Consider the following 21,295-nt stretch of genomic DNA (forward strand, 5'->3'; position numbering starts at 1 on the left):
ATTCCGTGCCTTATAACAATGTTATTACCATGAATTCACGGTATGCCGCAGATGGCGCAGTGCCGTTTATTCGCAGTTTCTATTCATTTTCCCCATGTTAACAATAGCTTGGAGCCAGCTACCAGCGCTTTGTGCATAAGCAGCCGCGGGGAAAGCGAGAATTGGGATTTATAATGGTCCCGGTATGCACGTACCGCTATAGCTAATATCCCGTAGTTTCAATAAGTTATCGCTAACGTTATGAGGCAAAGCGAGACTTTCTGATGTGTGAAACCGAGAATTTCTTGCGGAAATTGAGTGAATTTAACTTATACCTGTACAAAAGAGCAGCAGTTCCTTGAATGGGTTACTCGATATTTATCACTACATGGTTTAGCCAGAAAGCTAAGTTGAACGTCCCTCAGAGTTCAAAGCAGGTGAGCAGAGCACAGACGAAAAACAGCCCTTTTCTTGCAGGTTTAGCGCTTAAGCAGTTCGCCGTATTGGCATGACAGCAGGTGGAAGCTGGCTGACAGGGGCGGCTGTCAGCCACAAAGCGGGGTCAGAAGGTATATTTGGCAGAGAATTGCAGCCTGTCCATGTCGCCGTCGAGACCGTTTTCCATATCCCGTTGTGCGTGGGAGTATTCCAGTCCAAAGCTTAATTCTTTGCTGGGAGAGTAGATAGCATTAACTCTGGCACTGCGGGTGGCTTGTGTGACACTTACACCGGTCAGTGTGGTGTCATTGTCGGCATCAAACCAGGCGTAACTGAGGGTAGAACGCCATTGTGGGGTCCACACATGCCGATAAGCAATAAAACCACCGCTGGAGTCAATGCTTTGTAACTCTCCCGTGCTATCCAGTACCGCCCCGTTTGCGGCGTTGATGCCTAAGTAGCGTCCCATGCCCGAGCCGGTATTAAACATCATGCGCAGGTCGTCTTTGCCAAAGATAAATTTAGCTGAAACACTCAGTGCCGCGGCGGTTTCTGTACTATCGATAGTATTGCCATCATCGTAAGCCAGCTGGCGAATTAATGTTGCCGCTGAAATATGACCCCAGTCCTGTTTGTGCGTGTAGCGCAGAACCAGATCCGGTACGGCGTTGTCATCGGTCACAATGCGCGCGCCACCGCCAAAGGGGGTAACGGTGGTTTCCGGGTTTTCAAGGGCCACGGAGAAGCCTTTGTGGGAGTATCGCACCATGGCCTGGCGTACAAAGGTGGTACCATCGGTTGCGCCGATGAAATCCAGGGTTTCAGGCAGTACAGAAACATCCTGAAAGGTACTCCAGGTTTGTCCGAACAACCAGCCATTGTATTCAATGGTGGCAATACGCATTCTCGGGCTGTAGGAGTTTGAGACCCGCTCGTCGCCATTTGGGGTGGCCATAAAGTCGAGTTCCAGTGTCGCTTTGAGTGACTGCCCGTTAGCCAGGGAAGTATTGCTGGAAAATTTAAACCGGGTTTGCCGGGCATGCATATCAAAAGTGGTGCCTTCGTCCTCGCCACTGACCGGTGTCAGTCCGGGAATGTAAAAGTCCCGGCCAATATTGCCGGAAGGCAGACTGCCACTGGAGTACTGGCTGGCAATGGCATCCAGTTTGATATAGCCACTGAAGGTGAAATCGGTATTTTGCAGGCCAGCGGCATCAACGTTGGTGCCGGCCAGTGCACTCATCAACAGGGTAGTACGGAATAGGGTACAGGGTTTCATAGGTTATCCTCGTTTTTACTTTTCATTAACAATCCTGCACCCTTGGATTTTGCTCAATCCGACCTTAGTCTATTCGACCAAGGTCTTGACGCTGGCCATCTGGCCAGATTGACCGTGATAACGCGGAGCCTGACGCGGTTTTAAAATCATGTTAAAAACACAGCTAAGACTAAGGTCTAATATGTTAACTTCCGTTGCTGCTTACCATGGATACCCAACAGATTGGAGATCAGATTATGTTGCATAAAGTACATCCCGTTTCGTCTTATCCGGCACATCAGACCCACGCAGACAAAGCGGAGTATCAGCGCTTGTATCAGTGGTCTGTGGATGATCCCGAGGGGTTTTGGGCGGAGCAAGGTAAGCGTCTGGATTGGATTAAACCCTATAGCCAGGTGAAACACACCAGCTTCGAAAAAGGCAATGTGGATATCCAGTGGTTTGCCGATGGTCAGCTCAATGCCAGCTATAACTGTATCGATCGTCACGTAAAGAAAAATCCCAATGCCACTGCCATTATCTGGGAAGGGGATGACCCTTCCATGGATAAGACCATCAGCTATCAGCAAATGCACGATGAGGTGTGCAGACTGGCTAATGCCATGAAAGCGCGGGGCGTGGGTAAAGGGGACCGAGTTATTATTTATATGCCGATGATACCGGAGGCAGCCTTTGCCATGCTTGCGTGTGCCCGTATCGGTGCGGTGCATTCAGTTATCTTTGGTGGTTTCTCTCCTAATGCCATTGCTGACCGTGTGGAAGATTGTCAGGCCAAAATGGTACTGACCGCTAACTTTGGTCGCCGCGGAGGCAATAAAGTCGCGTTGAAAGCCAATGTGGATAAAGCCTTGGAGCGCGACAACACAGCCTGCATCGAATCGGTAATCGTCTTTAAGTTGCTTGACGATGACACGCACATGACAGCGGGTCGTGATCATTGGTGGCACGAGGTGTGTGCCGATTGTGAGCCTGTGTGCGAACCGCAACCGATGAATGCCGAAGATCCGTTGTTTGTTCTGTATACCTCCGGTTCGACGGGTAAACCCAAAGGGGTGGTTCACACAACAGGTGGATATCTTACCTATGCGGCCATAACCCACCAATACGTGTTTGATTATCAACCCGGCGATGTTTACTGGTGCGCTGCGGATGTGGGCTGGATCACCGGTCACAGCTATATCGTTTATGGACCGTTTGCCAATGGGGCGATTTCGCTGATGTTTGAAGGCGTACCCACCTATCCCGATGTGCGTCGTATGGCCCAGGTGGTAGACAAGCACAAGGTGAATATTCTCTATACGGCGCCTACAGCCATCCGCGCGCTGATGGCAAAAGGCGATTTGCCGGCGCAGGGTACCTCCAGGGATTCTTTGCGATTGCTAGGCAGTGTGGGCGAGCCCATTAATCCTGAGGCCTGGGACTGGTATCACGATAAAATCGGTAATAACCAGTGCCCCATTGTGGACACCTGGTGGCAGACCGAAACCGGTGGCATCATGATTACACCACTGCCCGGTGCTACTGACCTTAAGCCTGGCTCAGCGACCTTGCCGTTTTTTGGTGTGAAACCGGCGCTGGTAGACAGCGATGGCAAGTTTTTGCAAGGCGCTGTATCCGGAAATCTGGTGATCACGGATTCCTGGCCGGGCCAGGCAAGAACGGTGTGGGGCGATCATGACCGCTTCGAACAAACCTATTTCAGCACCTACGCCAATCTGTATTTCACCGGAGATGGCGCCCGTCGTGATGAGGATGGATATTACTGGATAACCGGCCGGGTGGACGATGTACTGAACGTTTCCGGACACCGGCTTGGCACGGCAGAAATTGAGAGTTCACTGGTCGAGCACCCTGCGGTGGCCGAAGCGGCTGTGGTGGGGTATCCCCACGATATCAAGGGGCAGGGGATTTATGTGTACCTGTTGCCCACCGATGGTGTCCAGATCAGTGATGAATTGACCAAGGAAGTGCGTCAGTTTGTGCGCGATGACCTTAGCCCCATTGCCAGCCCCGATTTCATTCAATGGACCAATGGCTTACCCAAGACTCGCTCGGGCAAAATCATGCGCCGGATACTGCGCAAAATTGCCGCCAATGAGTTTGACAGTCTCGGGGATACCTCGACATTAGCGGATCCTGCGGTAGTGGATGCGTTGATCGAAAACCGGCTGAATAAATAGATCTTTGCGACCGCCGTCACTGGTGTCTGACATCAAAATGTTAGACACTGGTGCGACGCTTTCATTGATTAGCATTGAGCATGGCAAAATTTCTTATCGCCGATGATCATCCTTTATTCAGAGAAGCGCTGGCAGGTGCCCTGCAGCAGCGCTTTTCACCGTTGCAACTGGTGCAGTCTGATTCACTGGAAAGCACGCTCAGTTGTATGCAGGAGCACGACGATCTGGATCTGGTGCTGTTGGACTTACACATGCCCGGTTCAGGCGATCTTTACGGTTTGATTCGGGTTCGTCAGGATTTTCCAGCGGTGCCGGTAGCGGTGATCTCGGGAAGTGACAACCCACAGGTGGTGGCCAAGGTCATGAGTTTTGGCGCATTGGGGTTTATCCCCAAATCCGCCTCCTCAGAGCAGATTGCCGCGGCCATTAATACCATACTCGAAGGTGACAATTGGGTTCCCGAAGCGCTGAAAGGGAAAATTCAGTACATTGACGACCAGAACCGTCAACTGGCTGCCAGGGTGGCAGAGCTTACACCTCAGCAATACAAAGTCTTATGCTTTATTCATAGCGGTTTATTAAACAAACAAATCGGCTATGAACTGGGCATAACCGAAGCAACCGTGAAAGCCCATGTAACCGCGATTTTCCGCAAGCTGGATGTGTACAGTCGTACCCAGGCTGTATTGCTGGCGGAAAAGCTGCAACTGGAACCACCGCAAAGTTCTGCACCAGAGTAAAGGTGTTGATATACTGACCTTTTACCGCTGTTATAAGGGAAGTAACGATGATCAATCCCCATCTGCCTCTAACCGATTTGCACCGCCACCTGGATGGCAATATTCGTCCCCGCACCATCTGGGAGCTTGCCCAGCAGCACGGCATTGTGTTGCCCGCCGACAGTTATGAAGCGTTGTTGCCGCTGACACAGGTTCAGGGCCAGACCAGCGATCTGCTCGATTTTCTGCAAAAGCTGGATTACGGTGTGTCGGTACTGGCCGATGTTGACGCCTGTTATCGGGTGGCGATGGAGAATATGGAAGATGCCCATGAGTCTTCCCTGGATTACGTGGAGCTCAGATTCTCTCCTTACTACATGGCCAAAGCATTTGACCTGGATATGGTTGAGGTCGTGGAGGCCGTTATCGATGGCGTGCGTGCCGGCAGCGAGAAATTTGGTATTCAGGCCAATCTGATTGGTATTTTAAGCCGCACTTTTGGTGCCGATACCTGTCGCAAAGAGCTGGATGCCTTGCTGGCATGTAAAGAGCAGATCACGGCTTTGGATTTGGCCGGTGATGAACTGGGTTTTCCGGCACAACAATTTCTTGAGCACTTTAAGCTGGCCCGTGACGCTGGCTGGAACATTACCGTGCATGCCGGGGAGGCTGATGGCCCGCAAAGTATCTGGAATGCGATTGAGCAGCTCGGTGCCAGTCGCATCGGACATGGCGTGGCGGCAACCCGAGACGATAAGCTGATGGAGTATATGGCCAAACACCAGATAGCCGTGGAATCCTGTCCCACCTCCAATTATCAGACTGCCACGTTAAAGGCGATTGCGGACTCGCCGATGCCACTGTTTTTAGAACGGGGACTGTGTGTCACCCTGAATACCGATGATCCGGCAGTCTCCAATATCGACCTGGAAAACGAATATCGGGTGGCAAAAGAGATTATTGGTCTGAGTGACGCACAACTGGAGCAGGTGCAACGAAACGGTGTGACCGCGGCATTTATTTCAGAGTCCGATAAGCAGGCCTTGTATGCACGCAAGGCGGAAAAAGCATAACTCACTCCGGTGCAGAGGTGGTGAACCTGATGTCAGTCAGTGAGTTGGAAATTTTACCCTACAGCGAGGAGCTGGCAGGTGATTTTCTGGACATCAATCGCCAGTGGATTGAGCAGATGTTTGTGATGGAAGCAACAGACATTGCCATGCTCAATGATCCGCACCGTCACATCATAGCCCCTGGCGGTATGATCTGGTTCGCTCGCCATGCCAGATTAGGCGTGGTTGGGACCTGCGCACTGCTGAATAAGGGGCAGGGGGTCTTTGAGCTTACCAAGATGGGGGTGTATGAGCATGCCCGGGGCATGAAGGTCGCAGAGCAACTGCTGCATGTGGTTCTCGCTTACGTGAATTCGTGCAAACAACAGAGCCTGTATTTACTGACCAATACCCGCTGTGCGGCCGCGATCCACCTTTATGAGAAAAATGGATTTGTGCACAGCGAGGACATTATGCAACGCTATGGTAAAGCTTATGCCCGCTGTAATGTGGCTATGGCTTATCGCCCGGCGGGGTTGGCTGAACGTGAACACAGGGGTAAAAAATGAAGTGGTTGGCGCTTTGGATACTCTTGCCTGCAGTGGTGCAGGCCTCTGTCAGTCTGCCCGGCTCCGAAATGAGAGTCGTGCCGGATGCCGGTACCGGCGTCAATTATCAGATTGCCGTTCAGTTGCCGCCCGATTACTACCAGCCCAGCGCGTTTAAAACCCGCTATCCGGTTATCTATTTACTCGGCGATAGCACTGATTTTGCACTGGTGGTGGGGGCGAGTCGCCGTGCCATGCAGCAAAATACCATCCGGCCAGCAATTATCGTTGCCTTTGCGACGTCCAGTCAGGATATGGGCTTAGGCGAACCGCGAACAGCCATTGATCGTACCGTCTACCATGAAAAACTGGCTGACTATGATCGTTTTTTGCGACGTCAGCTGATACCACTCATTGAACAACGTTACCGGGCCAGCAGCAAACAGCGCACCTTTATTGGTCATGGCGGCGGTGCCTTGCTGGGGTTTCAGCTGGTGGCAACACAGCCTCCACTCTTTCATGATCTCCTTATCGCCAGCCCTGCATTTACCTATGATGAAGGCAAAAGTGCCCGTCTTGTGGTGGAGGCCATTAATAGTCAGCGTCTCACAAAGGCGCGGGTTTTCATTGGTGTGGGACAGCAGGAAACCCCACTTTATCAGCCGGAGGCGCCCGATGTGGTCAGTGACGCGATCGATTTGCGCACTCAGGTTGCCGCCTGGCGTCATCCTGACGTTTCCCTGAAACTGCTCATTGTTGATGATGCGGATGCCAGTTTGGCACTGCCTACCACAGTAGTGCAGGGCATGAGATGGTTGAGTCGTCAGTAACCCTTGTTGCGCCAGTGATATCGGAATTTGGCCAGGCACACGGAGGCTTTCTGAGTCTCTCATAGCCTGTTGGCGGCGATGCCTGTGCAGGGCAAACTCCAACAGCGATTTGGCGGCAAAGTCTGCTCTTTATAAGCACTGTACAGCGTCGTTATAAATGGCTATGCTGATTTTTCTCAACTTACAACAAAGAGAAAAAAATGGCTGCAAATACAAATACTAAAATTCTTAGCCTGATATTAATGGTGGTTGGCATTGGTCTGGCTGTGTGGGGTTTCAATGAGGCCGATTCCACTGCGGGAAAAGTTACCGAGGCGGTGACTGGCTCTTACAGTGACGAGACCATGATGATGCTGATTGGCGGCGCCGCCAGCTTTATTGTGGGCCTGTACCTGTTTATTAAAAAATAAGGTCCTTTCACATATTGCCCCTGGTTTAGACACAGAGACAGCGCGGCAACCTTTCCTTAACGCCTCCATCTGCCCAGATTGGAGGCTTTACCCTGAAATTGGGGCACTATTCACGTGTGGGTTTGTCTTTCCTGCTGCGTTGCCAGTTAACAGTGTAAAAACCTACCTTAAGCGGGCACACCAGCGAGGGTGTGCCATCACATCGGGTCAGTTAAGCCCGTCGACGTATCCCTGTGTTGATATAACCGCGGGAAACGTTCGTTAACTTAACTGACCTGCGCCAGGTTATTGAGGACAAGCCCCTACAGACCAGTTTACATCGTCCAGTGATGATAGGGTTGTGTTACCCCAGGTAGAACCTGGCATCGGGTCATCGCTGCCATTAGCGAAATAGTCCGGACTCAAATAATTCCCTGTGCTGTAGGCACGTCCAGCCACTTTGTGATAGTAATTGGAGGTCGTAAACTGCGCACAGTCAGATGCTGGAGGCGTGTCCGGATCACTGCCATCGTCTCCGTCACCACCGCCTGCGAAACTGCAACTTTGCGCAGGGCCTGCACATGAATTGTCGTCGTCCTGCCACTGACATTGATTGCTGGCTATCTGGGTTTCATTCAGCTTAAAGCGCTCAGTACCATATTCGAGATAACAATTGGCGTAGTTCGTGTAGTCCAGTCTTGCGGCACTGATATGTTGATCGAGCGTGGCCGTCTGACCTGCGTCAATGGAAAAGCTGAGGCTGTCTGAAATCATCAGGCCAGCATCATCGGTTGCGGTAATAATAGCGGTATTGGTGCCCCCGGGTAAGTTGCAGGCAGTGGCACTGAACCTTGTTGCAGAGACCGTTGCCGTGATATCGCCGACATCAAAACTGACTACCACACTGGCCAGATCCTGATTAACGTCCACCACATCACCACTGACGGTTGCACATTGTGCCTCTGTTGTGACAGCGAGATTGCTTAGCACCGGTGCTTGCGGTGGTGGTGCTGGCCCGACTCTGGCAGTGGTTTGATAGGCATCGCCGGTAAGTCCCTCACTGTCAGTGGCGGTGATACGGACAACATAAAGGTCATCATCCAGGGCAGGGCTATGCAGGCTAAACGCATTGTTGCTTTCAATCACGGTGCTGGATGTTAGCTGGATACCCGATGTATCGGTAAAGGATACGTCAATCTGCTCAACAAAGGTTTCAGCATCATTGGCCTGACCCGAGATACTGATGACCTGGCCACTGACACTGATCTGAATATCTGAAATTGTGGGTGCAGTATTGCGGTTTACTCTTTGATTGTTGTCGAGAAAATACTGCCCCAGATAACGGGCATAATTGATACCATTACCGTTGATGTAACTGCCACTGGCCCCTGCGCCGCCAGACCAGGCATGATCTACGTTATCAAACCAAAGCATCGACACACGGCTATCCTGCCAGAGCTTTTCATCAGCCGTGCGCCCGGAGCCTTCGCTAATCTGATTACTATCGGCTAAGGGGCTGACGCCATATACCGCCGCCATACCATCGGCATTTTGCTGGTTGTAGCACTGATTGACGGTAGTATCGTCGCGACCAAAGGCCAATGACGCGATTTGTGAGTTAAAAAACGGGGTATAGCCTGAACCATACTGGCTGCACCTTGCCTGCACATCGGCGGTTTCACAGGGCCCCAGCGCGCCATTTGAACTGGTACCGATGCTCGGTCCGGCGCTGATCCCCATACCGGCAAACACGTCTGGTGCCAGACAAGCAGTGGTGTTGGCAAAGGTCGCTCCGGAAGACAGCCCGGCAATATAGACCTGATTAGCATCAATTCCGCGCACCGTGTCAGCGGAAAGGGTCGTCGCCAGGGAAATCAGGTTTTTATAGTCGCCGGCACTGCGCGATTTGGTGCCCTGCCAGTAAGACCAGCAACCGAAACCCGCCTTATTCATGGCATCGGGTACCGCAATGACCAGTCCAAATTCCTCGGCAGCATCTTCTAAATTGGCCGAAAGGTAGGCATCAATGCTCTGCGTACAGCCATGCAGCACAATCAACAGGCCTTTTCCTTCGCCTATTGGGGAGGTGGTGTCGGGTGTATAAATATGGACGTTGTTAAAGCCACCAATCGTGACATTGTTTTGCCAGTTTCCAGCCTGGCTGGCACAGGTTATAGCCAGACACACAAGAGTGAGGAATGGCAATACCACAGATTGCCTGAATATTTTTATCATTATGAGCTCCATACGTTGTTTATTTTTATCGGATGAAGCCAGTACTCCCTTTGCAGCTCCTGAAACTGAAATTTCCCTGATGACGGGAGAGCACTTCATCAGGTACTACCTTAGGTGGGTTGGTGAAAATATGACCTACTACTTTAGTGCTGAGGGAAATGAGTTACGCAATGAATATTTCCCGTTTAAAGAGCCTGGTTGCAGAAAATTTAACGCCGAACATGGCTATTAATTGTGACCGGGCACTTTAAGTAAGAGGATTTATGGGGCGATGATCAGTTTATGATAAGGCCAGCTTAAATGCGTCTTTATAACGACGCGACAGGTTGAGCTTAACACCAGATTTAAGCTGAATTTCTCCATCACCGCTGTTTTGATAGCTGATGCTATCGATTGCGTTGTGGTTGACTGCGTAACTTCGATGGATGCGGCTAAACCCTTTGCTCTGTAATCTGTTACTCAGTTCACCCAAAGTGGCTCGCAGAGGATAGATGCGCCCATGACTGTGAAGGTTTACATAGTTTCCTGAGGACTCCAGGTACTCGATATCATTTGTGCGCACCAAAAATTCACGATCCAGCTTGCGCACCAGAAAATGTTCAGGCACTGCGCTTTGGCTGTCTTCTTGTTCATCTACAGGTCTCGCTTCTCCTTTAAGGCGGCTATAGACGAATTGATATAGCTGGTACAACACCAGCCAGGAAAAATACCCCCACGCATCTTTGCGGTACTCATAAAAAAACTCTCTGACAAGTGGTCCGAATTCATAACTGCTTCCTGCCATTGCATATACAATTTCACGCAGTGCAACCATCACAGATACATGCAACAACGCAAACACCAATGTGCCGAGGAAATGCAGCAGTAACTGGTGTTTTAAACCGTCCAGGCGCAGTGGCAACCTCGCAAACCAGGCAAATAACAGTGGAGCCAGTATTAATGCGGATATGGCGCTGGAGTATTCCCAAACAAATGGCTCCCACAATTCTATTTTGGGTACACCATTGCGGCTGTGTTCCATCCACACTGAGGTAGCGTTGATACTGTTATTCAGAAACAGGTAGGCCATCAACAGCAACGCGACATAGCGGCGCGGATGCCGATCAAAATGTTCGAACCAATTCACGGGCATTGCCTCCAGTATTTATCCCAATATTCCACCTGTTATCCCCAGGCTCAATCACTTTAACCTTTTCCCCTTGGTTAAGGCAGGGCATCCGCACAAGGTTGGCGTCAGACTTTAACCTGAGGACATGTTATGACTCAAATCTTAAATAACCGTCATTATGATATTGACTGGCTCCGGACTTTAGCTTTTGGCCTACTCATCCTTTACCACCTGGGGATGTACTATGTTGCGGATTGGGGGTGGCACATCAAAAGTGACTATCACGCTAATTTTGTCTGGTTACAGGATCTGATGATACTAACCAGCCCATGGCGGATGTCATTATTGTTCTTCATTAGTGGCATTGCACTGGCATTGGTGGCGAATAAATATCCAGCCAGAAAGTTGGCAATGCTGCGTACCAGCCGGCTGTTTGTGCCATTGCTGTTTGGTATGTTTGTGATTGTGGCTCCCCAACCATACTATGAGGCTCTGGACCAGGGCCTTATCCAGCCCGGTTTTTGGAGCTTCTGGCTGCAATACATCAATCCCTGGACAGCGTTGTTGCCTGAGCATCACAGCGTCATAGGTCTTCTGACGTGGAACCATCTGTGGTTTTTGCCTTACTTATGGTGTTACAGCATGCTGGTCATAGGCTTAAAGCCGATGTTAAATCGTCTGGCAGCCAGCACATGGCTGGCAAGACTGAATGGGCGCTGGGCGTTACTGGCGGTTATTTGTATTTCGTTCACTGCCTGGTACTTGCTCAAGAGTCGCTTTCCGAGCAGTCATGACCTGGTAAATGACTGGTATAATCACGCCAAGTATCTTCCGGTGTTTGTTGGTGGCTATCTGTTTGCGCGTCAGGGGCAATGGTGGCAGCAAGTGATTGTATGGCGTTACCCGCTGTTATTGCTCGCGTTTGCGGGATATCTGTTTCTAATCCTGAACAGGCATAATGCCTTTCCTTCGCTTGAGGCTCATTTTGAACAGATTGTTGCAGTAAGACTCCTGTATGGCTTTATTAGTGCTGTCAATCATTGGGCCTGGATCCTTGCTGTGGTGGGGCTGGCCGGATACTTTCTGAATCGCCCCAGCCGGATTTTACGCTATACGGACAAGGCGATCCTTCCCTGGTATATGCTGCATCAGACCCTGATCATTGTGGCTGCAGCCAATTTAGAAGCGTTAAAGCTTTCATCGGGTGTGGAGGCCCTTCTGATCCTGTTGTTGACCTGCTGCGGCTGTTATTTGGGTTATCAGATCATCCGCCGCATTGCTGTGTTACGCTGGTTATGCGGTTTGAGGAAATCAGACCCATCTGACAGCAGACGGAACGGTGCCCCACGAAAAGATGACGTTATGCTTAACGCTGACCCAGTCAACCGTTGACTGATCAATTTACTCAGAGAGCACACCGATGGGCATGTTTTTTTAAAGCACTCAGCACGCCCGTATGCGCGGGCATGGTGGTGTTGTGTTCCTCGTCGCGCAGCAAAGGGATTAAATCACCCCGGTAGCAGAGCAATAAACATCAAAACGAGATAGGGATAGGCGACGGTAGGACGAAGCGCTGCGCGCAGATATTGTGCCACCAATGGGAAAAGGCCTGGGCGGTTTTGTTGCCAGTTGGTGTAAAGGGGCAGGAGGTCATCGTCAGTGACCTGTGTTTCAAGTGCCAGAAGGCTGGCCTCAAGTCTGGCCTGAAAGGTTTTCCATATACCTTCTTGTAACCAGAGTACGGCGAGAATCAGTAACACAGGCCAGTATGCGGCAGCAAACATTACCGCAACCAGAGTCAGCACGACGGCGACGAGCTTGATCACCAGGGCGAGCATTTCATAGTGTTCATATTGTTGGTGCAGTGTCAGCCACTGTGATTGGCGAAGGTGTTGCATTGCGACTTTCCTGTTTGAGTGGTCATTGCTGCGTCCGATATGCCGTACGCAGGTTTTTCCGCGGCGCTGAATTGGGGTAGTATACCCGCCTGATTAGCGTACAGGAAAGTTTCAATATGGCACCCTCTCTGCAGGAACAATTGCTCAAAGCCGGGCTGGCAGATAAGCAAAAAGCTCAGAAAATTAAAACGGAAAAGCGCAAGCAAGCCAAACTCCAGAAAAAGCATAAGCTGGAACAGACCGACGAAGCCAGGCTGGCGGCCGAAAAAGCAATGGAAGCCAAGAAAGCCAGGGATCGCGAACTCAATGAACAGGCCAGGCTGGAAGCCGAGAAAAAAGCCATTGCCGCTCAAATCAAGCAGCTGATTGAAGTGAATCGCCAGCCGAAAGGCAATGGTGATATTGCCTGTAACTTTACCGACGGAACCAAGGTCAAGCATATCTACGTGGACACCGCTACCCATAAACACATCAGCCAGGGCAAACTGGCCATCGTCAAATTTGCTCAGACATACGAGGTCGTGCCGATGCCTGTGGCGGATAAAATTGCCGAGCGCGATGCCGAGTTGGTGTTATTCAGGGCGGATAAGGTTGAGCAAAGTCAGGACGAGCAGGTGGATGACTGGTATGCCGAGTATGAGATCCCTGACGATCTGATGTGGTAAAACCAGCATGACACCGGCCATCAGCTTACTTGAACGCCATGGCGTTGCGTTTCGTCTGCATCAGTATGAGCATGATGCCACAGTGACACAGTATGCGCAGGAAGCCGCCGATAAGATGCAGGTGAATGCGGCACATATTTTTAAAACTCTGGTGGTGGAGGTTGATGGCAGCACTTTGGTGGTGGCGATGCTGCCGGCTTTGGCCAGACTCAGCCTGAAACAGGTGGCGCGTGTTGCCGGGGGCAAGAAGGCGGCTCTGGCCGAGACGAAAAAAGTGGTAAGCAGTACGGGGTATCAGTTAGGTGCGGTGAGTCCTCTGGGGCAGAAAAAGCGCCTGCCCACCTTTATTGATGACAGTGCCTGTAATCTTGAACAGTTTTACGTGAGTGCGGGCAAGCGAGGGCTGGAAATCGCCATGGCACCGGATGAACTACAACGATTAAGTGGCGCGCAATATGCGCCGCTTAGCCTCGGTGAACCATAATGCGGTACTTTTTTACTCCGGTCGGTGTATCGCACATGCTTCACCATGATTCTATGACATCAGCGCCAAAGCCGAATCTGGCAGACGGTTATACACTAAGCTCGCCACGCAGATTGGTAGTGAGTTTCTGTCTGACCTCATCAGTGCTCAGGTTCTGGCTGAGCAGATAGTGCAGTTTAGCCAGCGCTGCCTCAAGGGTCATATCACCACCGGACACCACACCCACCTCGGCCAGAGCATTGCCCGTGGCATAGCCTGCCATATTAACCTTGCCACGCAGACACTGCGTGCAATTGAGAACAATAATATTCTGTTCCCTGGCCGCTTCCAGCTGTGCCAGTAGCGCCGGATTTTGCGGCGCGTTACCCACACCATAACTAAGCAGGATCAGTGCATTTACAGGCTGTTGTATTGTATTTCTAATCACTTCGGCGCTAATTCCTGGGTATAAGGTCACCACACCAATAGGTTGTGCCTTCACCGGGCTGACCTCTAATTCGCGCGCCTCGATGGGTTGCACCTGACCTTCTACCACTTCGATATTGATGCCGGCCTCCAGCAACGGGCCGAAATTGGGTGAGCCAAAAGCATTGAAACCGTCAGCGTGGATCTTACGGCTGCGATTGCCCCGTAACAGCTGATTGTTGAAGAACAGACAGACTTCATGAATGGGATAATTCGCTGCCAGAAACAAGGAATTGAGCAGGTTTATCTGACCATCGCTGCGAAGTTCTGCCAGGGGGATTTGTGAACCGGTCACAATGACCGGTTTGCTCAGGTTTTCGAGCATAAAGGACAGGGCCGAAGCGGTATACGCCATGGTGTCGGTACCATGAAGAATAATAAAGCCGTCGTAGTCCTGATAATTGGCCTTGATATCATCGGCGATGTGCTGCCAGTCTGTGGGCGACATATCCGAAGAGTCCATCAGCTCATCGTATTCGTGGATGGTAAACTGGGGCATTTCCGGACGGTGAAACTCCGGCATTTTGGCCAGGGTCTGAGACAAAAATCCCGGTACGCAGACATAGCCTTTACTGGAAGGGCGCATGCCAATAGTACCGCCGGTGTAGGCCACATAGATGTGCTTTTTCATGAGATAAACGGCTTTGGAACGGGAATTTGCCCCCATTCTACTGATTTGCCGCAGCGGCAACCAGAGCCAGCAAGAATATTTCCCTGTGTCTGCGACTCAGGCCAGCATCACCGGGCGGGCGGTGATTGTGCCGCAAAAGAATACCGTGTGGCGTGCGGATATACCTGACGGCAGCCGGATATTTATGATATTAGTCTTGTTCATGGTGACGTCATGAATACAATAGAGGTCAGCTCAGGTGTGCGTTTATGCTGACTTGAGTATACTGATTAAGGTAAGCTAGCGGATGGTAAAGAAAGTCAGACTCATCGTATTTAATTGCCGCTGTGGGGGGGCACCCCTCGGCCCGATTTTAGTCTCTGGCTGCCGTGATCGCTGGCGCATTTCCTGTCAGGTGGCTTTTTGCGAGGCCGTTACTACGGGCCAGGGAAAAGAGGACGTTATTAAAGGCTGGAATCGCCTCAGCAGCAGCTTTTACCGATAATAACAACGTGTTGTGCAGGCGGAGCCTGTTTGATACACAACAGCAGAGAATTTGTGGTCAGGGAACACTATAAAGCTCAACATAAAAACAGCTCGGAGCTAACCCTTGATAAAGATACTATTAGTTGATGACCATGATCTGGTACGAACCGGTATCCGATTGATCCTCAAAGCAGAATCTTCCTTTAACGTGATAGGTGAAGCCAGTAGCGGTGAAGATGCCGTAAAGTTTTGCCGCAACCATGAGCCTGATGTGGTGCTGATGGACATGAACATGCCAGGCATGGGCGGGCTGGAGGCCACTAAAAAGATTCTGCGTTACAGCCCCGATATTAAAGTGATTGTGTTGTCTATGTATAAAGAAAACCCGATCCCCACAAAAGTGATGCAATCCGGGGCCTGGGGCTTTATCACCAAAGATGCCGAGTCAGAGGAAATGAACCGGGCGATCTTTCAGGTATGCTCGGGGCAAAAATACATCGCACCGGAGATCGCTCAGCAGATTGCATTGGGCCGGCTAGATTCAAATGACTCCGACCCCTTCCAGCACCTTTCGGACCGTGAGTTGCAGATCATGATCATGCTCACCAAAGGGGTAAAAGTCCCGGATATTGCAACCAAACTGAGTATTACGCCTAAAACGGTGAATACCTATCGTTATCGCATGTTCGAAAAACTGGGCGTCACCGGGGATGTGGAATTAACGCATCTGGCCTTGCGTCACAAGTTAATCAGTCACGAACAGTCTTAAAACACCATTATCTTCCTTTTCTTGCTACCCAGATGTTGACGCCATGACCCAAAGCGCCAGTTTTGACCACCAGGCTTTTGTCCGTAACCTGACCCCACAGCCGGGCGTGTACCGCATGTACAACGTCAAAAACGAGGTGATTTATGTGGGTAAAGCGCGCAACCTGAAAAAGCGGGTGGCCAGTTATTTCAGGGCCAACGTCGATAGTGTTAAAACCCAGTCATTGGTGCGCCAGATTGCCAGTATGGATGTGACGGTGACGCACACGGAAACCGAGGCCTTTATTCTTGAAAATAACTACATCAAGAAATACAAGCCCCGTTACAACGTGTTGCTCAGAGATGACAAGTCCTATCCCTTTATCCTGCTGACCGAGCATACCCATCCCAGGCTGACGGTGCACCGTGGGCCGCGCAAAAAAAAGGGGGAGTACTTCGGGCCCTATCCCAGTGCCTCGGCAGTGCGTGAGAGCCTGCGCAGCATGCAAAAACTGTTTCCTATTCGTCAATGTGAAGACAGTTACTACAAGGCCCGTACCCGTCCGTGTCTGCAATACCAGTTAAAGCGCTGTGCCGGCCCTTGTGTCAGTGGTTTGGTGAGTGAAGATGAATACCAGCAACAGGTACAACTGGCGCGGCTTTTTCTCAAAGGGCGTAACGCGGAAGTGATTGAAACACTGGTGCAGAAAATGGAACAGGCCAGTGCTGACCTGCGCTTTGAGGCTGCCGCGCGCTATCGCGATCAGATCAGTGCGCTGCGCAAAGTACAGGAGCAGCAATGGGTAAGCGGCGACCAACCAGAGATGGATGTGTTCGGCTTTGCCTACAAAAACGGTATTGCCAGTGTGCAGGGATTTTTTATCCGTGATAATAAATTGCTGGGTAGCAAGAGCTTTTTTCCCAAGGTGCCCGGTGAGGCAGAACCACAGGAAGTGTTTCAGTCGTTTATGTTGCAGTTTTATCTGTCCGGAAATAAATCCATTCCCCGTCAGATTGTATTGCCGCTGACACTGAGCGAGCCCGATGCGATTGCCGAGGTACTCAGCAAACAGGCGGGCCACACGGTGAAATTTTTTCAGGGCGCGCGGGACGAAAAACGTCGTTACCTTGATTTGGCCAATACCAATGCCCTGAATGCGCTTCAAACGCAGCAAAGTAATCAGAAGTCGGTGTTTGCCCGCTTTCTTGAACTGGAGAGTGTGCTGGAGCTGGACAATCCCATTCAGCGAATGGAGTGCTTTGATATCAGTCATACTTCAGGCCAGCAGACAGTGGCTTCCTGTGTGGTGTTTAATCGTGAAGGGCCTTTTAAGACCGATTACCGGCGCTACAACATTGAAGGTATCACGCCTGGTGATGATTATGCCGCCATGGCTCAGGCCCTGAAACGCCGGTATCGCAGTGTGAAAGACCCGGCAAAAATACCGGATATCCTCTTTATAGACGGTGGTAAGGGGCAACTGGCCCAGGCCGAACATCAGTTTGAAGATTGGCCGCACGAAAAAATGCCCATGCTCATCGGGGTGGCTAAAGGCACCAGTCGCAAACCCGGACTGGAAACCCTGATTCTGGCGGGTAGCCACGCCACCATTCCCCTGAATGCCGATTCATCGGCATTGCACCTGATTCAGCATATTCGTGATGAAGCACACCGCTTTGCCATAGCAGGCCATCGTAACCGACGCCAGAAAGCCAAAACCCAGTCTCGCCTGGAGAGTATTCCCGGGGTAGGCGCAAAGCGCCGACAGAGCCTGCTAAAATACCTGGGTGGGATGCAGGAGGTGCTCAAAGCCAGTGCCTCGGAATTGGCAAGGGTGCCGGGTATAAGTGAAGAGCTGGCAGAGGATATTTATCAGTACCTTCATCATTAAATTGATCATAATTAGTCAGGTCAAGCTGGTCGGATTAGGTTAAGATTGGCCCCTGAAAAGAACAAAAAGAGTCAGAGACAGATATTCAATATGTGGACTATTCCCAATATTCTCACCAGCCTGCGGGTGTTGCTCATTCCGGTGTTTGTCGTCGTCTTTTTTCTCGACTGGAAATGGGCGCATGAGACCGCTGCATTTATTTTCTGGCTGGCGGCGATCACTGACTGGTTTGATGGCTACCTGGCCCGCAGGTTAGGGCAGAGCACGGCCTTTGGCGCGTTTTTTGACCCGGTGGCAGACAAACTGATTGTGGGTGCAGCCTTGCTGATGATCATCCATCACTATGACACGGTATGGATTACCATTTGCGCCATTTTGCTGATGTCCAGGGAGATCTTTGTCTCGGCGCTGCGAGAGTGGATGGCCGAATCAGGCAAGAGTGCCGAGGTGCGGGTTTCACTGATGGGCAAAGCCAAGACCATGGCACAGATGCTGGCCTTAATTGGACTCGTGTCCGGCCTTGAGGTGTTTATGGGGGTACCGATTTACTGGGTGACCCTGGGCAAGATTTTACTGGCCTTTGCCACAGTATTGTCTGTGTGGTCGATGATCGATTATTTGCGTGCGGCCTGGAAGCATCTGGTTGCGGGTTAATCGCGCAGCATCTGGTCAGTTGTGTGAAAACAACGCACTTAAGTCAAAAAAACAGCACTCGGCATGAAAAAGCGACTTTTGTGGTTGACAGCAAGGGTGTTGAAGGTAGAATTCAGCGTCACGTTTAGCGGGTCAGCATAAGTACTCGTCGGGGCGTGAGCTCAGCACAATGTGTTGAGTAGAAAGTAACAAAGAATTAAGCGGGAATAGCTCAGCTGGTAGAGCACAACCTTGCCAAGGTTGGGGTCGCGAGTTCGAATCTCGTTTCCCGCTCCAAATTCTCATATTGGCGGAATGGCAGAATGGCTATGCAGCGGATTGCAAATCCGTGGATCTCGGTTCGACTCCGGGTTCCGCCTCCATATTTACACCTTCGTTAAACACGTAAGTGTCACCCGATGCCCGGGTGGTGACAAATTTGTCAGGAACAAATTTGAACAGCGAAGCTGGCCTGCGTAGCAGGTGAGTCACAGGACGTGACGAATAAATTGGTAGACATTGAACTTTAGATTCTCAAAAATCCCCCCGATGCCCGGGTGGTGAAATTGGTAGACGATGTGCAGGATGCACAAGTGTCGTGAGAGGCAGGATGCCGGAAACGACCACAAGGAAACTGCCACAGGCAGTTCATGCTACAGTTCACTGAAAAGGCAAAAATCCCCCCGATGCCCGGGTGGTGAAATTGGTAGACACAAGGGATTTAAAATCCCTCGCTGGTAACAGCGTGCCGGTTCAAGTCCGGCCCCGGGCACCATTTAAATCAATGACTTACGATAAAAGTCATATAAAAAACCTCTAAAATATACGCAAAAATTATGTTCATAGTTGTTCATAGTTCTGTTTATTGATGATTCCACTTCCCGTTGTTGACCTGCTAAGGCGGATCTCGATTTCGAGTCAGGCTTATTAACCGAAATATCTCATATTGTTCAACTGAACTTAGAAAGTAAGCAATGGTGATATGAGTCCGACTAATTCTTGGATAATTTGTTTTAAGTGTCGGAGTAACCATGAGAGTGAAGCGGCGAAAAGCATCTTTAATCGTTTGTAGTGAACTCAAAACTGCATTTCGAGCAGTAGATTTTTCGTATAGGCCGAAGAGTAGAATCTCATTGTTTACAGCTACCCCGATCTTTTTCTTTGTTTTTTCGTTGAATTTATTCAAATGCTCATCTGATACCCACTCGATCGAGTAAGAGTCTAGAAGTTTTTTAAATTCAAGCATGCGTAGGTGAGGGGGGCTATGGCTTTGTTTTAACTTTGCAACTAAAACACCACAATGTTTTTTTTCGTAAAGCTCTAGACCTTTGGCTAACAAAGCAGGCTTAGATGTCTTTTTATCAACCGTTAGCAATGTCTTCTCAGAAATTTTTCTAAAGTCTCTCCAAGCTGTCACGAACCCTTTCCAACCTACGACGGCATATGATCTTGCACCAACGAATTTTCGCCAAGACGCCACACCGAAAGAATCACCATACAAATCGTCTTCTAGGAAGGCATCGTAGTCTTCAAACATGTATTTAAAGAGATAGGAAGAAGGTGAAGCTGGTGTCAGAGCATCATTGACTGTTTTAATGAGTTTGAAATGTATGCTGGGTGTCTTGCACTCATTTATTTTTGAGAGCAATAAAGACATCATTAGCATGTCTACTTTATTTTTATAGTCGTTGCGTAGCCTTCTTTTGTAGGTAAATTGATTTTTGTAATCAAAAGCTTTTAAAACTTCCTCAACTAGAGTTCTTATATGAGCTTTTTTTATAAAAAGTAAGCAATGTATGTGTGGACAAGCATCATCATGGGGCTCGATAACTCTAAACCCAAAGACATCACTATTTTCACGACTTATACCCTTTTTGCTTAGCTCTTTAAAGCTAGATGATATTTTCTTATTAAGAAATTTAGTTGATTCCTGTAGATGAGTACCGTTATAACTATTCTTCCCATACTTGGGAGAGGGATGCATTTCGGGAGGGCATGTAACGGTAAAGAACAAACAATCCATCCCTTTTTGTTTAGCGTCATGCTCCATAGCTTTGGTTATTGCAATGCGCTCCCCCATTTTAATTTTTTGTCTCTCAGCTAATCCCCCGAGTTTGAAGATTCTCCCATCCTTTGATTTGAAGTTTTGGTTTTTAAGAAAGTTGTCTGCACTTTCGTTTATTGCTTTGGTTAATCTACGCACTTCCAATGATGATTTTCTATCTGTTTTTTTCCAATGCTTAACCATTCTTGATAATTCTACATTTTTCGATAGTTTTGACACCGCACGTCTTAAAGTTTTGTCACTCTTTAACCGATCTACTGGGTTTTGCTTAGAGAAAATTGGCTCAAGAAAGCTTGCTCTTACTAGGACATTGGACTTGAACTGACTAAATGAAACTGCTCCCGATTCCAAGCTTCTGATTTGTTCATTAAGAAATAGCCACAAATCAGTAGTCACTTTTTCAATGTGTACTTTTCTTCCGCCTTTAACAAAAAGGCTCAATTTAAAAGGCGATATTTTAGTCATGAGATCAATCTACGCCCTGTAAAAAAATTCACAACTTGACTTTCTTCAGAGTATTAATAGAGATAGCTGACTACAAAACAGAACAGCAAAATCTATGGGAATAAAACTTTAAATCAAGAAGATAGGCC

General features: G+C 49.7%; 18 protein-coding genes and 3 tRNA genes. 15 read left to right on the forward strand and 6 right to left on the reverse strand.

What is annotated here, in order from left to right:
- Positions 1-541: 541 nt before the first annotated feature.
- Entirely contained in the window at positions 542-1,696 is a 1,155-nt protein-coding gene (locus CCY32_RS16635) for a DcaP family trimeric outer membrane transporter (RefSeq protein ID WP_210401762.1), read from the reverse strand.
- A 236-nt stretch (positions 1,697-1,932) separates the two neighbouring features.
- On the opposite strand from CCY32_RS16635, the gene acs reads away from it, so the two are divergent.
- The 6 genes from acs to CCY32_RS16665 all read left to right on the forward strand — a co-directional run bounded on the left by acs (position 1,933) and on the right by CCY32_RS16665 (position 7,435).
- Positions 1,933-3,876 carry an acetate--CoA ligase gene (acs, locus tag CCY32_RS16640; protein ID WP_088332816.1) on the forward strand — a complete coding sequence of 648 codons (1,944 nt, stop codon included), beginning with the start codon at positions 1,933-1,935 and terminating at the stop codon, positions 3,874-3,876.
- An 80-nt stretch (positions 3,877-3,956) separates the two neighbouring features.
- Complete coding sequence (locus tag CCY32_RS16645; protein ID WP_088332760.1) at positions 3,957-4,616, forward strand: response regulator transcription factor; 660 nt, start codon at positions 3,957-3,959, stop codon at positions 4,614-4,616.
- A gap of 47 nt (positions 4,617-4,663) precedes the next feature.
- Complete coding sequence (gene add / locus CCY32_RS16650; RefSeq protein ID WP_088332762.1) at positions 4,664-5,668, forward strand: adenosine deaminase; 1,005 nt, start codon at positions 4,664-4,666, stop codon at positions 5,666-5,668.
- A gap of 29 nt (positions 5,669-5,697) precedes the next feature.
- Entirely contained in the window at positions 5,698-6,216 is a 519-nt protein-coding gene (locus CCY32_RS16655; protein WP_088332764.1) for a GNAT family N-acetyltransferase, read from the forward strand.
- On the forward strand, positions 6,213-7,025 hold the full coding sequence (locus tag CCY32_RS16660) for an alpha/beta hydrolase-fold protein (protein WP_088332766.1): 813 nt from the start codon (positions 6,213-6,215) through the stop codon (positions 7,023-7,025). Before CCY32_RS16655 ends, CCY32_RS16660 begins: the two co-directional genes overlap by 4 nt.
- A 200-nt stretch (positions 7,026-7,225) precedes the next feature.
- Positions 7,226-7,435 (forward strand): DUF3185 family protein, encoded by a 210-nt coding sequence (locus tag CCY32_RS16665; RefSeq protein ID WP_088332768.1) that lies wholly within the window; start codon positions 7,226-7,228, stop codon positions 7,433-7,435.
- A gap of 285 nt (positions 7,436-7,720) precedes the next feature.
- On the opposite strand, the gene CCY32_RS16670 is transcribed toward CCY32_RS16665, so the two are convergent.
- Both CCY32_RS16670 and CCY32_RS16680 read right to left on the reverse strand, forming a co-directional pair.
- Entirely contained in the window at positions 7,721-9,649 is a 1,929-nt protein-coding gene (locus CCY32_RS16670) for a PHB depolymerase family esterase (protein WP_088332770.1), read from the reverse strand.
- A 280-nt stretch (positions 9,650-9,929) separates the two neighbouring features.
- A complete protein-coding gene (locus CCY32_RS16680; RefSeq protein ID WP_246840658.1) occupies positions 9,930-10,775 on the reverse strand; it encodes a LytTR family DNA-binding domain-containing protein in 846 nt (281 codons plus the stop codon).
- A 132-nt stretch (positions 10,776-10,907) separates the two neighbouring features.
- Here CCY32_RS16680 and CCY32_RS16685 point away from each other — a divergent pair, with 132 nt between their 5' ends.
- A complete protein-coding gene (locus tag CCY32_RS16685) occupies positions 10,908-12,149 on the forward strand; it encodes an acyltransferase family protein (RefSeq protein ID WP_088332776.1) in 1,242 nt (413 codons plus the stop codon).
- A gap of 116 nt (positions 12,150-12,265) precedes the next feature.
- Here CCY32_RS16685 and CCY32_RS16690 read toward each other — a convergent pair whose 3' ends face one another.
- Positions 12,266-12,655 carry a hypothetical protein gene (locus tag CCY32_RS16690; RefSeq protein ID WP_088332778.1) on the reverse strand — a complete coding sequence of 130 codons (390 nt, stop codon included), beginning with the start codon at positions 12,653-12,655 and terminating at the stop codon, positions 12,266-12,268.
- A 116-nt stretch (positions 12,656-12,771) separates the two neighbouring features.
- On the opposite strand from CCY32_RS16690, the gene CCY32_RS16695 reads away from it, so the two are divergent.
- Together CCY32_RS16695 and ybaK are read left to right on the forward strand one after the other, a co-directional pair.
- Positions 12,772-13,320, forward strand: coding sequence for a DUF2058 domain-containing protein (locus tag CCY32_RS16695; RefSeq protein ID WP_088332780.1), 549 nt, complete (start codon positions 12,772-12,774; stop codon positions 13,318-13,320).
- A 7-nt stretch (positions 13,321-13,327) separates the two neighbouring features.
- Positions 13,328-13,804 (forward strand): Cys-tRNA(Pro) deacylase, encoded by a 477-nt coding sequence (gene ybaK / locus CCY32_RS16700; protein ID WP_088332782.1) that lies wholly within the window; start codon positions 13,328-13,330, stop codon positions 13,802-13,804.
- 88 nt (positions 13,805-13,892) lie between these two features.
- Here ybaK and ansA read toward each other — a convergent pair whose 3' ends face one another.
- Entirely contained in the window at positions 13,893-14,900 is a 1,008-nt protein-coding gene (ansA, locus tag CCY32_RS16705; protein ID WP_088332784.1) for an asparaginase, read from the reverse strand.
- A gap of 589 nt (positions 14,901-15,489) precedes the next feature.
- On the opposite strand from ansA, the gene uvrY reads away from it, so the two are divergent.
- The 6 genes from uvrY to CCY32_RS16740 all read left to right on the forward strand — a co-directional run bounded on the left by uvrY (position 15,490) and on the right by CCY32_RS16740 (position 19,412).
- A complete protein-coding gene (gene uvrY, locus CCY32_RS16715; RefSeq protein WP_088332788.1) occupies positions 15,490-16,134 on the forward strand; it encodes a UvrY/SirA/GacA family response regulator transcription factor in 645 nt (214 codons plus the stop codon).
- Between the two features lie 43 nt (positions 16,135-16,177).
- A complete protein-coding gene (uvrC, locus tag CCY32_RS16720) occupies positions 16,178-18,004 on the forward strand; it encodes an excinuclease ABC subunit UvrC (protein ID WP_088332790.1) in 1,827 nt (608 codons plus the stop codon).
- A gap of 90 nt (positions 18,005-18,094) precedes the next feature.
- Positions 18,095-18,658: a CDP-diacylglycerol--glycerol-3-phosphate 3-phosphatidyltransferase gene (pgsA, locus tag CCY32_RS16725; RefSeq protein WP_088332792.1), complete on the forward strand. Its 564-nt coding sequence runs from the start codon at positions 18,095-18,097 to the stop codon at positions 18,656-18,658.
- A gap of 200 nt (positions 18,659-18,858) precedes the next feature.
- Positions 18,859-18,934 (forward strand) — tRNA-Gly (locus CCY32_RS16730).
- 12 nt (positions 18,935-18,946) lie between these two features.
- A tRNA-Cys gene (locus tag CCY32_RS16735) sits at positions 18,947-19,020 on the forward strand.
- Between the two features lie 305 nt (positions 19,021-19,325).
- Positions 19,326-19,412, forward strand: a tRNA-Leu gene (locus tag CCY32_RS16740).
- Positions 19,413-19,532: 120 nt separating this feature from the next.
- Here the strand turns inward: CCY32_RS16740 and CCY32_RS16745 are convergent.
- Positions 19,533-21,167: a replication endonuclease gene (locus CCY32_RS16745; RefSeq protein WP_088332794.1), complete on the reverse strand. Its 1,635-nt coding sequence runs from the start codon at positions 21,165-21,167 to the stop codon at positions 19,533-19,535.
- Positions 21,168-21,295: the final 128 nt, after the last annotated feature.

The sequence above is a fragment of the Lacimicrobium sp. SS2-24 genome (assembly GCF_002201535.1).
Classification (GTDB): Bacteria; Pseudomonadota; Gammaproteobacteria; order Enterobacterales; family Alteromonadaceae; genus Lacimicrobium.